16 protein-coding genes and 1 other RNA gene are annotated in these 13,709 nt (G+C 48.2%); 10 read left to right on the plus strand and 7 right to left on the minus strand.

Features of this window, described 5'->3' with window-relative positions:
* Positions 1-12 precede the first annotated feature (12 nt).
* A complete protein-coding gene (gene tesB / locus L4174_RS04755; RefSeq protein ID WP_248143715.1) occupies positions 13-882 on the minus strand; it encodes an acyl-CoA thioesterase II in 870 nt (289 codons plus the stop codon).
* Between the two features lie 122 nt (positions 883-1,004).
* Between tesB and L4174_RS04760 the strand changes: the two genes are divergently transcribed.
* Complete coding sequence (locus L4174_RS04760; RefSeq protein WP_248143717.1) at positions 1,005-1,427, plus strand: YbaY family lipoprotein; 423 nt, start codon at positions 1,005-1,007, stop codon at positions 1,425-1,427.
* 80 nt (positions 1,428-1,507) lie between these two features.
* On the opposite strand, the gene L4174_RS04765 is transcribed toward L4174_RS04760, so the two are convergent.
* The gene (locus L4174_RS04765; RefSeq protein WP_248143719.1) at positions 1,508-1,822 is read right to left on the minus strand and encodes an MGMT family protein; all 315 of its coding nucleotides are present in this window, start codon (positions 1,820-1,822) and stop codon (positions 1,508-1,510) included.
* Between the two features lie 97 nt (positions 1,823-1,919).
* Between L4174_RS04765 and L4174_RS04770 the strand changes: the two genes are divergently transcribed.
* The 3 genes from L4174_RS04770 to L4174_RS04780 all read left to right on the plus strand — a co-directional run bounded on the left by L4174_RS04770 (position 1,920) and on the right by L4174_RS04780 (position 3,350).
* On the plus strand, positions 1,920-2,651 hold the full coding sequence (locus L4174_RS04770) for a hypothetical protein (RefSeq protein WP_248143721.1): 732 nt from the start codon (positions 1,920-1,922) through the stop codon (positions 2,649-2,651).
* Between the two features lie 150 nt (positions 2,652-2,801).
* Positions 2,802-2,898, plus strand: an RNA gene (gene ffs, locus L4174_RS04775) — signal recognition particle sRNA small type.
* 134 nt (positions 2,899-3,032) lie between these two features.
* Positions 3,033-3,350, plus strand: coding sequence for a hypothetical protein (locus L4174_RS04780; protein WP_248143722.1), 318 nt, complete (start codon positions 3,033-3,035; stop codon positions 3,348-3,350).
* A 53-nt stretch (positions 3,351-3,403) separates the two neighbouring features.
* Here the strand turns inward: L4174_RS04780 and L4174_RS04785 are convergent, their stop codons facing one another.
* The 5 genes from L4174_RS04785 to L4174_RS04800 all read right to left on the minus strand — a co-directional run bounded on the left by L4174_RS04785 (position 3,404) and on the right by L4174_RS04800 (position 7,988).
* Complete coding sequence (locus L4174_RS04785; protein WP_248143723.1) at positions 3,404-4,279, minus strand: HlyD family secretion protein; 876 nt, start codon at positions 4,277-4,279, stop codon at positions 3,404-3,406.
* Positions 4,276-4,506: a DUF1656 domain-containing protein gene (locus L4174_RS24110; protein ID WP_371929374.1), complete on the minus strand. Its 231-nt coding sequence runs from the start codon at positions 4,504-4,506 to the stop codon at positions 4,276-4,278. Before L4174_RS24110 ends, L4174_RS04785 begins: the two co-directional genes overlap by 4 nt.
* Positions 4,499-6,439 (minus strand): FUSC family protein, encoded by a 1,941-nt coding sequence (locus tag L4174_RS04790; protein WP_248143724.1) that lies wholly within the window; start codon positions 6,437-6,439, stop codon positions 4,499-4,501. Before L4174_RS04790 ends, L4174_RS24110 begins: the two co-directional genes overlap by 8 nt.
* On the minus strand, positions 6,436-6,900 hold the full coding sequence (locus L4174_RS04795) for a MarR family winged helix-turn-helix transcriptional regulator (RefSeq protein WP_248143725.1): 465 nt from the start codon (positions 6,898-6,900) through the stop codon (positions 6,436-6,438). Before L4174_RS04795 ends, L4174_RS04790 begins: the two co-directional genes overlap by 4 nt.
* A 164-nt stretch (positions 6,901-7,064) precedes the next feature.
* On the minus strand, positions 7,065-7,988 hold the full coding sequence (locus L4174_RS04800; RefSeq protein WP_217393666.1) for a LysR family transcriptional regulator: 924 nt from the start codon (positions 7,986-7,988) through the stop codon (positions 7,065-7,067).
* A 127-nt stretch (positions 7,989-8,115) separates the two neighbouring features.
* On the opposite strand from L4174_RS04800, the gene L4174_RS04805 reads away from it, so the two are divergent.
* The 6 genes from L4174_RS04805 to L4174_RS04830 all read left to right on the plus strand — a co-directional run bounded on the left by L4174_RS04805 (position 8,116) and on the right by L4174_RS04830 (position 13,682).
* A complete protein-coding gene (locus L4174_RS04805) occupies positions 8,116-9,033 on the plus strand; it encodes an alpha/beta hydrolase (protein ID WP_248143726.1) in 918 nt (305 codons plus the stop codon).
* A gap of 127 nt (positions 9,034-9,160) precedes the next feature.
* Entirely contained in the window at positions 9,161-9,448 is a 288-nt protein-coding gene (locus L4174_RS04810) for a DUF1330 domain-containing protein (RefSeq protein WP_248143727.1), read from the plus strand.
* Between the two features lie 55 nt (positions 9,449-9,503).
* Positions 9,504-10,142: an SDR family oxidoreductase gene (locus L4174_RS04815; protein WP_248143728.1), complete on the plus strand. Its 639-nt coding sequence runs from the start codon at positions 9,504-9,506 to the stop codon at positions 10,140-10,142.
* 179 nt (positions 10,143-10,321) lie between these two features.
* On the plus strand, positions 10,322-11,152 hold the full coding sequence (locus tag L4174_RS04820) for an SDR family oxidoreductase (protein ID WP_248143730.1): 831 nt from the start codon (positions 10,322-10,324) through the stop codon (positions 11,150-11,152).
* Between the two features lie 90 nt (positions 11,153-11,242).
* Positions 11,243-12,376 carry an NADH-dependent flavin oxidoreductase gene (locus L4174_RS04825; protein WP_248143731.1) on the plus strand — a complete coding sequence of 378 codons (1,134 nt, stop codon included), beginning with the start codon at positions 11,243-11,245 and terminating at the stop codon, positions 12,374-12,376.
* Positions 12,377-12,554: 178 nt separating this feature from the next.
* Positions 12,555-13,682 carry a low temperature requirement protein A gene (locus L4174_RS04830; RefSeq protein WP_248143732.1) on the plus strand — a complete coding sequence of 376 codons (1,128 nt, stop codon included), beginning with the start codon at positions 12,555-12,557 and terminating at the stop codon, positions 13,680-13,682.
* Positions 13,683-13,709 lie beyond the last annotated feature (27 nt).

Below are 13,709 nucleotides of genomic sequence, written 5' to 3' on the forward strand. Positions count from 1 at the left end.
GTGGGCACTTATTTAGTGTGAGTGGCGCTGACGCATCAAACCTTCCTGAACAGCTGTTGCGACCAGTTCGCCCTGACGATTGTAAATCTCGCCCCGAACCAGACCCCGCGAGCCGCTGGCTGACGGACTGTCGATGGCATAGAGCAGCCAGTCGTCCATCCGGAACGGGCGGTGGAACCACATGGAGTGGTCAATGGTGGCAACCTGCATCTTTGGTGTCAGCAGTGTGACGCCGTGCGGTTGAAGGGCCGTCACCAGAAATCCCCAGTCGGAGGCATAAGCCAGTACATACTGGTGAATACGCGGATCATTCGGCATTTCACCATTTGCCTTTATCCAAAGGTACTGTCTGGCCGCCTGTGACTGAGGATGAAGTGGATTGATGACATGAACAGGGCGCACTTCAATCGGGCGATCACAGCCAAAGGTTTCGACAAATTTGCCCGGCAGCTGGTCAGCGATGGCTTTGACGTGTTCCTGTTCTGATTTGAGCGACTCAGGCGGCGGTATATCGGCAGGCATCTGGAACTGATGGTTAAAACCTTCTTCCAGCCCCTGATATGATGCCGTCAGGTAAAAGATCGGTCGGCCGTTCTGAATGGCCTGCACCCGGCGGGTACTGAAGCTTTTTCCGTCCCGGAGGTTTTCAACATCGTAAATGATGGGTTTTTGAGGATCACCCGGCAGCAGGAAGTAACTGTGGAACGAATGAACAAAGCGTTGTTCCGAAACCGTTTCTTTCGCTGCGGATAAAGACTGACCGATCACTTGGCCACCGTAAACCTGAGGCAGACCAAGATGCTGGCTCTGGCCACGGAACAAACCTTGTTCAAGTTGTTCCAAGTGTAGCAGATTGAGAAGTTCGTTCAGTTCTTTGCTCATTGACGCTCCAATTACAATGTTATCATTAATCAAATTTTTACAATCAGTTGATCAGAAACACAAGACGAAAGGTTCAGAAGCGTTAGAATCATCGACTTGCAGGAGGAATAAGAGGGGCAACTATGAAAAAGATGTTTGCGCTGTTAACGTTATTGATTACAGCAATGGTTATTTCGGCATGTACCAATTTGATCACCAAAGATGCAGGCGTCAGCAAAATTGAAGGCTCACTGGCTTACCGAGAGCGAATTGCGCTGCCAGATGATGCCCTGATCACTGTCACACTCTCTGATGTTTCTCTGATGGATGCCCCCGCAGAAGTGATCAGCAGTCAGTCTTATCTTGCCGGCGGAAAGCAGGTGCCGTTTTCATTCACCCTTCAGTATATGGAAGGTGAGGTCAAACCGGCTCACACTTATGCGGTCAGCGCACGGATTGAACTGAATGGCAAATTGCTGTTTATCACAGATACGGCTAACCACGTGATTACAGACCCGGCTAAAACCACCAAGCTGGATCTGATGCTGGTCAAAGTCAGTCAGTAAAACAGAACAAGTATTCAAGAGCCCGGCGAACATGCCGGGTTTTTTGTTTTGCTCAGGCGGAAAAAGTAACCGAACCTTGGTCAGTGCTCCGGAAAGCCATCCCAGCGGTAGCGTCTGAGTGATACCCGTCCCGTTGATGACACTTCAATGCCGTCAGCAATCAGACATTGACGCTGACGCAGGAAATCTTCTCCCTGCTGCGATATTTTTCCCTGACTGTTAATCACCCGGAACCAGGGCAGGGTTGAGCCTTCCGGTAATTGACCTAATAACCTGCCGACATGGCGCGCATAACCAGGGAAGCCTGCATAGCGGGCGATATCGCCATAGGTCGACACTTTACCCAAAGGGATTTGGGCGATCTGGCTGTAGATTTGGTTTTCAAAGTCGTCCATAGTTATTTCAGGGTCTTTTTCAGGATTAACGAATAACAGATACAACCTGCGAACGTTGCATGGCACCGTTGTAGCCCGTTTGCGCAAGGAGGTGCAAATGCTGAATGCCATTATACTCTCAATCATGAGCGTGGCACTGACTGTGATCGGGGTCAGTACCTTAGGGCTCTCTCAACATTACCTGACGGTGTTAGCCGTTGCTATTCCGGCGTTATGGCTGTTGCCGCAAGGCGGCTTGTCGTCGTTGCTGCTATTGTTCGGCATCGGATTGTATGGTGCTGCATTGCCGTATCAGCCGCTTGCATTGTCTGTCAGTCTTCTGGTGATGCTTCCTGTGTTTTCGGTCAGCTTTTCCTCAAAAGCGAACTGGCAGGTGGGCGCTTTATTATTTGCCATCGTGATTGCCATGGACGCCGGGATGCTGGCCTTACAAAGTGAAGGAAAACTGGGCGGTCAGATGTCTTTCACCTTACTGCAGATCATCGCGGTGGGGATGATCTGGTGTGCCGGGCGATTCTGGCGTCCGGTGAAAGGAAATTATGGCTGGCCTGTGCTGCTGGCTGTGCCTTTATGGCTGAGTGATCTGGCACCTGCTGCCTTGATTGTTCTCTGTGTGATCGGACTGATTCTGGCATTGCAGACACTGTACCTGAAACACCCACAGGGCTGGGTTGACAGGCTGAGCTGGGTGCTCCCGGCGCTTGCCTTTGCGACGGTGGCCATTGATCCTGAATTCGACGTCCCCAATCCGGTACTGGTGTCCTGGTTGATGGTACTCGGCAGCGCCATTTTGGGAGAATACCTACTGGCTGAAGTCGAAGACGCCTGAGCCGAATCGGACTGCGTTGGGTAATAATCCAGCAGTCAGTGACAGAGTCTTTGTCTTTACCTTGCAATGACTTCGGGGTTCATGGATAATCCATCCCGTTCTCACGACAAGCCAAGCCTTGCGCTGAGATAACAAATCTATGGAGGCCCCCATTGGTCCTCCCGCAACACTAACTCGTGAACCCGGTCAGGCCCGGAAGGGAGCAGCCGCAGCGAGCGACGTGTGTGCCGGGATGTGGCTGGTGGGGGTCTCCACCCATCTGACGTTTTTGTAGTTTGCACCATAAGCCTGCATAATTCCCCTAAAAGCGTACATAATTGGCACCATAAGCGTGCATAAGCTATTTTTGTTGTAGTTTAACAACAAAACGGGCTAGGCATTATGTATCGTCGTCAGCTCAAACACTCCCGTGTAAAGAACATTTTCAAGTTCGTCAGTGCCAAGATGAACCAAGTGATGACCGTTGAGTCGTATCTTGAGTTCGATACCTGCTTTCATCTCGAGTACTCTCCTCAAGTCACTTCCTTTATTGCTCAGCCTGAAGGCTTTTTCTATCGTTTTGACCTGATTGTAAACGCCGCTCTTGGTGTAGTATTGCCAGCCCTACTGAAGTTGTTGGTGGTATCAAGCCAAAGCTCCCGAAAAGTAGCAAGTCATATTAAACGTTCGAAGACCGAGAAGAAATCAGAGTTGCTTTAACAGTCAAATGTCATTGATAGCGATAGCATCTATGCTAACTCGCAGCCCTTCAACTATTTAAATTCTTCTAGCGAAACAGAAACGGTTCGTCCTGCAATTAACGTGAAGTCTTTTGGAATTGTATCTATTTTGATCCGAACTGGAATGCGCTGAGCAAGGCGTATCCAACTGAATGTCGGATTCACATTTGCCAGTAATGTTCCTGAAGCTGTTGTTCTTTCACTGTCGTTGATTCCCGCAGATAACCCTTCAACATGCCCATATATTGGTTTGGTTTCGCCCATCACGAAGATGGTGGCGAGTGCGCCATTCTGTATACGACTTAGTTTTGTCTCTTCAAAATATCCGGAGACATAAAAACTATTTTGATCAACAAGTGCCATGACTGGTACGCCAGCAGAGGCGAATGTACCTGGTCTGAGAGAGAAGTTCGTTATCACACCATTAACCGGCGAGTAGATGTCGGCTCTGCTCAGGTTAATTTCAGCCAGTTCTAGGTCTGCTAAAGATTTATCCACGCTGGCCTGAGCCAAAATTAGTGCATCGCGTTTATCGTCACGTTGCTGCGCCGAGACGGCGTTATTTAATCGCTGATAGCGTTTGTATTCCCGATCAGCTGCGTGAAGTGTGGCGTTGGCTTGTTTCACCATTGCTTTGGCTTGCGTAACTTCATTGTTCAGGCGCTTTTTATCCAAACTAAACAGTAGTGTGCCTTTGTGAACGACCTGATTATCGTGAACGTAGACGGCTTCTACATTTCCTGAAATATCGGTGGCAAGCGGAACGATATCGGCACGAATCTTTCCATCTCGAGTTTGCGGCGCATAGTGATAGTAACTGTATAAATTCCAAACGACGACGCCTGCTAGCAGCACTGAACCTGTCGTCATTAGAACTTTAAAGCTCGATATAACTTTGTTTTTTATCATGATAGTGAATGACCTGTTGGTGTTGTGATGATCGCAAACACGTGAAAGACCAAGCCGGTAAGAGAAATTAATAGGGCTGAGTCAAAAATGGGTCTTTGCGCGATGAGTCGATAGAAACCTGTCCTTAAAAATAAATAGGAGAGTAAGATTCTGAGGCAATAAGCGAGCACTATACATAACAGCAATGGTGAAACGTAAATCCCCAAAATATCGAGTTCGTTAAGCATAAGATGGTTTCCAGTGTGGTGCTGTTGGATAGAGGGCGATTCGCAATCCGGTTAATAGATGTAAAACGTCAGTTTGGTTTTCATGGTTCGCACGCTGAATGTTGAGATCGATTTGTCTGAGCAATTCGTCCGTCAATTGAGATTGACTGTCACGGTGCTGGCTGAGCGTTTGTAGCATCGGTTGCAACGTCGAGGACATTGAGTGTTCGCTGCTCATCAACTGTCTCAATTTGGCGGTTATGATGCTGGCTCTGAGCTGAGTCAGAAGGATGAGACTGTCTTTGCCGAGTGTTGCGCCTAGTCTTGATACCTGTAAAGCCATTCTGTCCAAGGAACGAACCACGTACTTTTCGACAGCGATGTCATCAAACTTGTGAGTCAGTGCCTGTTGATCTTTTTGCTCCCGCTTCAAAAGATGTTGTAGCACATGTTGCGCTCCCCAACGGCGGCATAAAGCGACGGCAACGAAAGCCACAAATATACCTGTCAACGTTGCTACAGAGCTTTCCAAAAAGAAGCCAATGTCGAACGGTGCGTAATGATTTTGGAAGTTGACGTTACTCAGACTCAATGCCAGAACCAACATTGCTAACGGGTTTCCTGACGCCCAAATTCCCATTGGCAACATAAAAGCAGCCATGATCACCAGAAAGCTGGTTTGGCTATTTACAAGTGGCAACAACAGGTATCCCAAAATAAACGCGGTAAAGGTGGAGATAAATGCAAAACGTCCAAAGTGAGTGATGGCGATACCGGGTTCATCGCTGGCGCCAAAAAAGCTAATCGCTACCACACCCAGCAAGACTAAGTTTGGGCCTTGAGTCCATCCTGTCAGATACCAGACGGCACTGAGCAACGAGTACGTCAGTAATATCCCGACGAACATGCGTGACATCAAGCCCGTGTCTGGCGGGAGCGGAAATGCTTTGGCTTTCATCGCCGCGTAGCGCATGAAACCGTGAATGGGTTTGCCTTCCATAAGACGTTGAAACGCAGTCACATATTCCCAGTCCTGAATGTGCTGGTTGAGTAATAACTGAATTCGATTGAGCACCAGTTTTTCCCATGGGGAAGATTGATGATAAACCTCGCCAGGTATCTTAATCGGTTGAACTTCCAATGCTCCGTTATTGGTTTTCAGGCTTTCCAAACTTGGTAACAGGCGTTCACGTGTTTCAGAAGATAAGTTGTGTATGGCCTGACCCAGTGCAGAAATCGTCGGAATCATTTTCATGATTTGACTTTGCAGTGCGATGACGGCTTGGCGTGTCTGTCGATCAACGGCGTGGTCACGCTTGATGGTTGAAACCAACTGAGACAGTGATGAAACGTCATTGAGAACTGCCAGCCTGTCTGAGTCTGTCGAATGATCGGCAATGCCTGCGAGGCAATCATTCCGCCATGTTTTAAGGTCACGAACCCAGTTATCCACTCGAGATTGAAGCAGTGGTTGAGTGGTTCCCGGAAAAAACAGTGTATCAACGAAGGTCACCGATAATATACCAATGCAAATTTCGACAACTCTCGTCACAACCATCGTAAACATATGTTCTGGCTGACCGATGTACGCAACCAGCACTAACAAAATGGTGACGCCAGCCAATTGCAGGCTGTAAGCTCTTGGTGTTCGGTCGGCAAAAGACAAAGCAAGGATCGTAGAGGCAACCAGACCTGTGACGATCATCAAAATGAAAGGTTCACTTGCTAACCAGGCTGAGAGCAGCAGTGAGAAGAGACCAGCAAATAATGTTCCTGCAAACCGGTATGTGGCTCGGGCTCGGACAGCGCCGGACAAAGGGTTACTTAACACACAGCACGTCACCATCGCCCAGTAAGGGTTCGTCAATCCAATCTCTACCGCGACGAAATAGGCGAGTATGGCCGATGCATAAATTTTGGCAGCGAATAGCCATTGTTGACGCGTGATGTTCATTTCTTTGACTTAGATTGCAGCACAAACTCGTTGGCCCGCTTTTCAAACAACCGCAATACTTGAGTTGCTTGTTCAATCGCTGCCAAATCAACGTCATTCATCAGTTCAAGGCGCAACGCGTCGGCAGCTCGCTCTATGCTTACCGCGATCTCGGTTCCCTTGGGCAAGATATGCAGAGTTTTGATTCGTCGATCGGCAGTGTCTTCACGGCGCTCTAGCAATTGTTCATTGCTAGCCTGATCCAATAGGCGAACTAAAGCGCCAGGATTGATGCCAATTTCTTCAGCTAATAATTTCTGATTTAAACCTTGTGGATTTCGATACACAAGAACAACAGCGCTTGCCAGAGACATCGAAATGCCGTAGTTCGCGATGACTTCAGATACCGCTCGTTTCCAGGCGCGTCTTACTGGTTGAAGACTATTCGTGAGTTCGTGAAGAAGTGCGATTTTTTCTTGCATAGTCATGCCTCATATCAAGCTTTCTGTATGCCGTTCGTGGTGGCGTGGAGCGGATGATAGGAAATTGTTATTGCTTTAGCAATCATTTTAAAAGCAATCTAGTTTCGTGTGGACAGGCAGGGTTGAGGATAAAAAAATAGCCCCAGTATTTTGGGGCTACATTTTTATGGCGTGAAAAGTTCCCGCTTTTCTATCAGAAAGTCCATGAGAACTCTGATTTTTTTCGGCATCTGTTCGCGTGAAGGAACATAGAGGTAAAAGCCAGGGAAAGGTTTGCACCATGGGGTAAGAACTCGCGTCAATCTTCCATCTTTTATGGGCTCTTGTACCCATAGATCAATGTGCTTAACTAATCCTACCCCCTGAATTGCGGCTTGGAGCATACTGTTGTCATCATTGAACACCGCATTGCCTTTAGGTTCAAAGACAACGGTATGACTGTCAGAGCCTGGCGCCGTCAACGACCAATGATCGAGTGTGCTACTGGAAGTAAATCGATAGGCGAGGCAGTTGTGCATCTCCAGATCTTTGGGGCTTTGCGGAATCCCATTTTTTTTCAGGTACTGAGGGGAGCCCACGATTGCCGTCGTCAAAGGGGGAGTGATGGGAACGGCGACCATATGTTCATCCAAACTTACCCCCAAGCGGATACCAGCGTCCAACCCATCTGCCACGATATTTGTGAATCCGTCGTCCATCATTAACTCCAACCGTATCTTTGGATAACGTGACAAAAACTCACCAATATGTGGCTCGATAAGAAGTCTGGCGGCAGTCCTGGATGAACTGATACGTATCAGTCCAGACGGTTCAATGTGGGAATCATTTAACTCGTTAACGACTTGCTCAATGCTTGTCAGAGAAGGATGCATAATATCCAGTAGACGTTGCCCCTCGTCTGTCAGTGACATATTACGAGTGGTGCGATTCAACAACCGCACTTGGAGTTGCTGTTCCAGCGCTTTGAGATGCTGCGACAATGCAGCACGCGTTACCCCCATTTCTGAGGCGGCTTTCGTAAAGCTTCGGTGGCGAGCAATGTGAGCAAACCACGTCAGTGAAGAGATAAGAGAAGGTTCAATAGGCATTTGTTTAGTTTAACTTAACACTCATGTGTGTGAAACGATATTTATCATATACAGTTCGTTCACTAAGATTGCTTCAAGTTTACGTCATCCTAAGACGAACGGTGAATCGCTACAGGAGCAATGAGATATGTCTAAAGTCACTTTCAAAAACCTAAATGGTCAAGGCGTCGAGATTTCTGCTGAGATCAACTTCCCACGCAATTTTGACGAAAGCAAACAGTATCCAGCCATCGTTGTTTCCCACCCTGGTGGTGGCGTGAAGGAGCAAACGGCGGGTCTGTATGCCCGAAAACTTGCAGAACACGGCCTCATTACCATTGCGTTTGACCGCTCGTATCAAGGTGAAAGCACTGGTGAACCGCGCCAATTGGAAAACCCTTACGTAAGCACTGAAGATGTCAGCGCTGTGGTGGATTACCTAACCGTACTGCCTTATGTCGACAGCGATAAGATTGGTGCAATGGGTATCTGTGCCGGCGCGGGTTACAGCGCAAATGCGGCAATAAATGATCGTCGTATTAAAGCTTTGGGCATGGTGAGTGCCGTGAATATTGGTCAAATGTTCCGCAATGGCTGGGACAATACTGTGGCAGATGCTGACGCAGTGGGTTATCTGGAGTTCGGTTCGAATGCACGTACGACAGATGCAAGTAGCGGTGAGTATGCGATCATTCCACTGGCTCCGATGCGTGAAGAAGATGCTCCCAATGCGGAGCTACGCGAAGCATGGGAATACTACCATACACCCCGTTGTGAACATCCAAACGCACCGGGTTTCGCACTGACACGTAACCTGAATCAGATCATCACCTATGACGCGTATCACAAGGCGGAAGCTTTCCTGACTCAACCAATTATTGCGATTGCAGGTAGCGAAGCTGGCAGCAAATGGATGAGTGATGACCTTATTGCTCGTGCAGCCAGCAAGAATAAAACGCTCTATGTTGTTGACGGTGCCAATCATATGTCTCTTTACGACGTACTACCGTATGTCGATGAAGCGGTAGCGCAGTTGGCTCCGTTCTTTGAAGAGACGCTGAAGTAATCGGTAACAGAGATCGGGCAGTGGCTCAATTATCGGAGCCACTGTCCACTCTTGGTCATGTAGCGGCACGCAAATTGGACTGATAAGCCGTTGATACCCAAGCTAAATGCATTTTGAGGAATATTAAATGTCAACGTTCATTGTTTTTACTCGGGAAAGCACGCAAGACCAAGAGGCGTTGGATACCTATATGGACTTGGTCGGCCCAACCCTTGAAGGGCATACAGTTAACGTGCTCTCGTCTTACGGAGCATTGGAAACATTAGAGGGTGAAGAACCTGAGGGTGTGGTCATTGTGGAATTTCCAACGAAAGCCGCAGCACGTGCTTGGTATGACAGCCCGGCCTACCAACAGGTTGTGCAATACCGCTTTAAAGGGGCTAAGTACCGAGCGCTTATGGTTGATGGAAACTAAGTTTTTCTATGAAAGCAGGGGATACATCTAAACGATTGTGATGAGGAAAAGTGATATGAGTAATGTTCTTGTACTTGGTGCCAGCGGGCAAATTGCGCAGTGGGTTGTGAAATCATTGAATGAGCAAACAACCGTAAATCAAACGTTACTGCTGCGTACCCCCAAAAAACTCGCCGATATTGCTTCAGAGAAGGCGAAAGTTGTTGTGGGAGATGTGTTAGACCGAGCACTGCTTAAATCCGCGATGGACGGGCAGGATATTGTTTATGCCAACTTAGCCGGTGATGATCTCGATGCCCAGACAGCCGCTGTGATCGACGCAATGCAGGAAACTGGCGTGAAGCGTCTGATCTTCGTGTTGTCTCTGGGGATCTACGATGAAATCCCAGGCAAATTTGGCGAATGGAACGATGCCATTATTGGTGAGCCGCTAAAGTACTATCGGCGAGCGGCTGATGCAATCGAAGCGTCGGGTTTGGATTACACCATTCTGCGTCCGGCTTGGCTGACTGATGAAGACGAAGTGGACTATGAAATCACAGCGAAGAATGAAGCATTCAAAGGTACGGTCGTGTCACGAAAAAGTGTCGGTGATCTGATTACGCAAGTCATTCTAAACCCAGCGACTTATGTGGGTGCAAACCTCGGTGTCAATAAACCGAATACCGACGGCGATAAGCCCTATTTCATGTAAGAGTAAGCACGCTCTGCGTTGACGAAATACCTTTCTGGTCAGCGCGTTCATTCTCACTGTTATTTATATGTGCACGTCTTTTGGGGCGTGTACTGGAGCGCTAATGTCTTCCGTTTTTGTTGACGAAGATATTCCTGAATGACGGTACGTTTTTACCCTTATTTTACTGAGGAGAAATTATGACTCGTATTTGGTTTGTCACGGGCACGACCCGAGGTATGGGAACAGCCATCGTTAAAGCCGCTTTGGATCAGGGTGATAAAGTCGTGGCGACTGGCCGCAATATAGCGCGTCTTCGGAAGCTCTTCGCTAACGTACCCACAGATCGCATCGAATTTTTAGAGTTGGATGTCACGAGTGAGCCACAGGCTCAGTCTGCAGTCAACGAAGCCGTAAAGCGTTTTGGTCGTATCGATGTGTTGGTCAACAATGCTGGTTATTGCTTATTGGGACGTTTTGAGGAAGCAACGGCACAGCAAATTGAAGCCCAGTTTGCGACCAATCTATTTGGCATGGCCAACGTATTACGTGCGGTGCTGCCAGTGATGAGGCGCCAGGCCAGTGGGCGGATTTTTAATACGTCTTCGATTGCTGGCGTCAAAGCGGTTGCCAATGCGACTTTCTATTCCGCTTCAAAATATGCCGTTGAAGGGATGACTCTGGCTTTAGCTGATGAGGTCGCACCGTTGGGCATTCAAGTGACGGCGATTGAGCCGGGCTTTTTCCGCACCGAGTTCCTCAATGATCAGTCGGCGAAGTACGGTCAAAACCACATTGACGATTACGAGCCTTATGGCAATGCACGCGACCTGCTTGCTGCAGCCGACGGCCAGCAGCAAGGTGACCCAGCCAAGTTGGCCCAAGTGATCGTTCAAGTCGCTAATTTAGAAAAGCAGCCACGGCAACTGTTGATAGGCAATGACGCAATTGATTTCGTGATGCCTTCGTTAGAGGCACGAATTGCAGAAACTCACGAGTTCGCAAGCCTTACGCAATCGACCGATTTCTAGCACACGTTAGTGGCGGCTGAGTGAAACTCAATCCCGTGATTATGAATGGGTTACACCAATAGATAGTGTTTTTAGAGGTTTTAGACAGAAATGAAAGATGCATTATTTCAACCCTTTAAGTTCGACAATGGCGTGACATTGCGCAACAGAGTCGTGATGGCGCCAATGACGACTTGGTCATCCAATCCGGACGAAACCATCTCCGATGAAGAACTCATGTACTACCGCGCTCGTGCCCAGGGCGTGGGTTTGATGCTAACCGGATGCAGTCATGTTCAACCCAGCGGGATTGGATTCACCGATGAATTTGCCGCGTATGACGATCGCTTTATTCCCAGCCTGAGCAAACTTGCGGATGCCGCCAAAAGTGGCGGTGCGGTCGTGGTGTTACAGCTGTTCCATGCGGGTAACAAAGCGGTTCCGGATCTTATTCCGAATGGCGAACTGGTCAGTGCCAGCGCGGTTGCTGCCCCGAAAGGGCCATTTAACGACGGTAAATTGGCAAGTCGTGAGTTAACAGAAGCAGAAATTCTGGAATTGATTCGTGATTTTGGCCAAGCCACGCGTCGAGCGATTGAAGCGGGTTTTGATGGGGTAGAGCTGCATGGTGCGCATGGATTTCTGATTCAGAACTTCTTGTCGCCACTCTTTAATCAACGCAATGACCAATGGGGCGGCTCTCTTGAAAACCGTATGCGTTTTCCTCTGGAAGTGGTGCGCGAAGTCCGTCGTGTGATCTCTGAACACGCTCGCCGCCCTTTCCTGTTAGGATATCGCATTTCACCAGAAGAACCAGGTGAAGGCGCATTGCGCATTGATGACGCGTTGGCCCTTGCGGAAACATTGGTCGAAGAAGGCAATATCGATTTTTTGCACACTTCGCTGTACAGCATCATTTCAGGTCAGTCTCAGGATGACGCCAGTGGTAAAACGACAGCTCAACGCTTTATCGAACGTGTAGCTGATCGGGTTCCATTGATGGCTGCAGGCGAGGTTCGCACTCCTGATGAGGCTCGCAGTGTGCTTGACATCGGGATGCCGCTCGTTGCGGTCGGGCGCAGTTTGGTGATGAACCCAACTTGGGTCGAAATGGCGCAAGATGGCCGTGATCAGGATATTCGCACGGCGTTAGATCTGGCTCACAACGCCGAAGAGCTGCAAGTACCAGCGAAGTTATGGGAAGTCATCAAATCGACGCCAGGGTGGTTTCCCGTTCAGTCCTAATGTCGAGTATTTATCATTGCCTTTTGTCCAATGGCCCTATTGATTAGGGCCTTTTTCGTTTGGTAAGTCCTTCGGTGACCGCCTATGATTTAACGTATTCAAACCAAGCGCTGTATGATGAAATTCGAAGTAAGGGTTCAGTGACTGAGGCCTTTTAAAAGTCCGTAGGAATTCCGCGATGCAAAAACGAGAAGACTATGAAATTGCGCCTTTGGAGCTGTTTTTTGATCTCATCTTTGTTTTTGCTCTAATACAACTATCGCATCATCTTGCTGAGCATCTAAGCTGGCGAGGCTTTGCAGAAACAGTGACCCTGCTCATTGCTGTACTTTCTGTTTGGTCTTATACCAGTTGGGCGGCCACAATGATTCCGGTGTCCAGAGCAACGTGTACCATGATGCTGTTATTGGTCACTATGCTTGGACTGATCATGAACGCTGCGATCGGTTTTGCCTTTAGTGATGCCCCCTGGAGTTTTGTTCTACCCATGTTATGCATTCAGATTGGCCGCACAATCTGGACGATTACCAATGCCCCAACCAAAGATTATAAACAGCACTTTAAGGCACTATTGATATGGCTTCTATTTGCCTCGCCGTTGTGGGTTATGGGGGCACAGGCTGATTCAGATACACGGCTTTTCTGGTGGGGCGCCGCGGTCTTCATTGACTTACTGGGTTCTTACCTCGCTCACCCAACGCCAGGACATCGTTTAAACTTTGAACAACTTCCTTTCGATGCGGAACATATGCTTGAGCGGTATAACCTTTTCATCATTATTGCGCTTGGTGAAACAATCTTGATGACGGGAGCATCCATAGCGAAAGCTCCTACAGACTTGATGACAATATTTACGGGCTCTTGTGCTTTATTGATTACCATTTCACTTTGGGCATTGGCATTTGGCTCGATTCAAAAGCATGCAGAAGCGCACGCGATCCTTACGATAAATCCCGTTCGAATTAGTCACTATGCTATGAATGTCATGACGATAATGGTAGCCAGCCTAATTGTGTTGGCGGTCGGGAACGAAAAAGTTGTCCATCATCCTGTCGGTCATGCAGCCTTATCCACTGGTTTAATGATTTCGCTTGGGCCTGGAGCCTTTCTGCTCATGCAAGGTCTATTTCTTAAAAGTATGCTAAACATCAAGTCGAATTTGCATTGGTTCGGAGGGATTCTGACGGGGTTATCGGGTTTATTGATTCTTATTCTTCCACCTTATTTTGTCATTTTTATCATAGGGTTTGTGCTTACCTGTTTTGCGATTTTGGACTGGCATAACCGGCATCAATCGATGGAGTGAACCCTGTGCCAACACTAAATTTTTGTT

Origin of the sequence: Photobacterium sp. CCB-ST2H9, from assembly GCF_023151555.2 — a bacterium.
Classification (GTDB): domain Bacteria; phylum Pseudomonadota; class Gammaproteobacteria; order Enterobacterales; family Vibrionaceae; genus Photobacterium.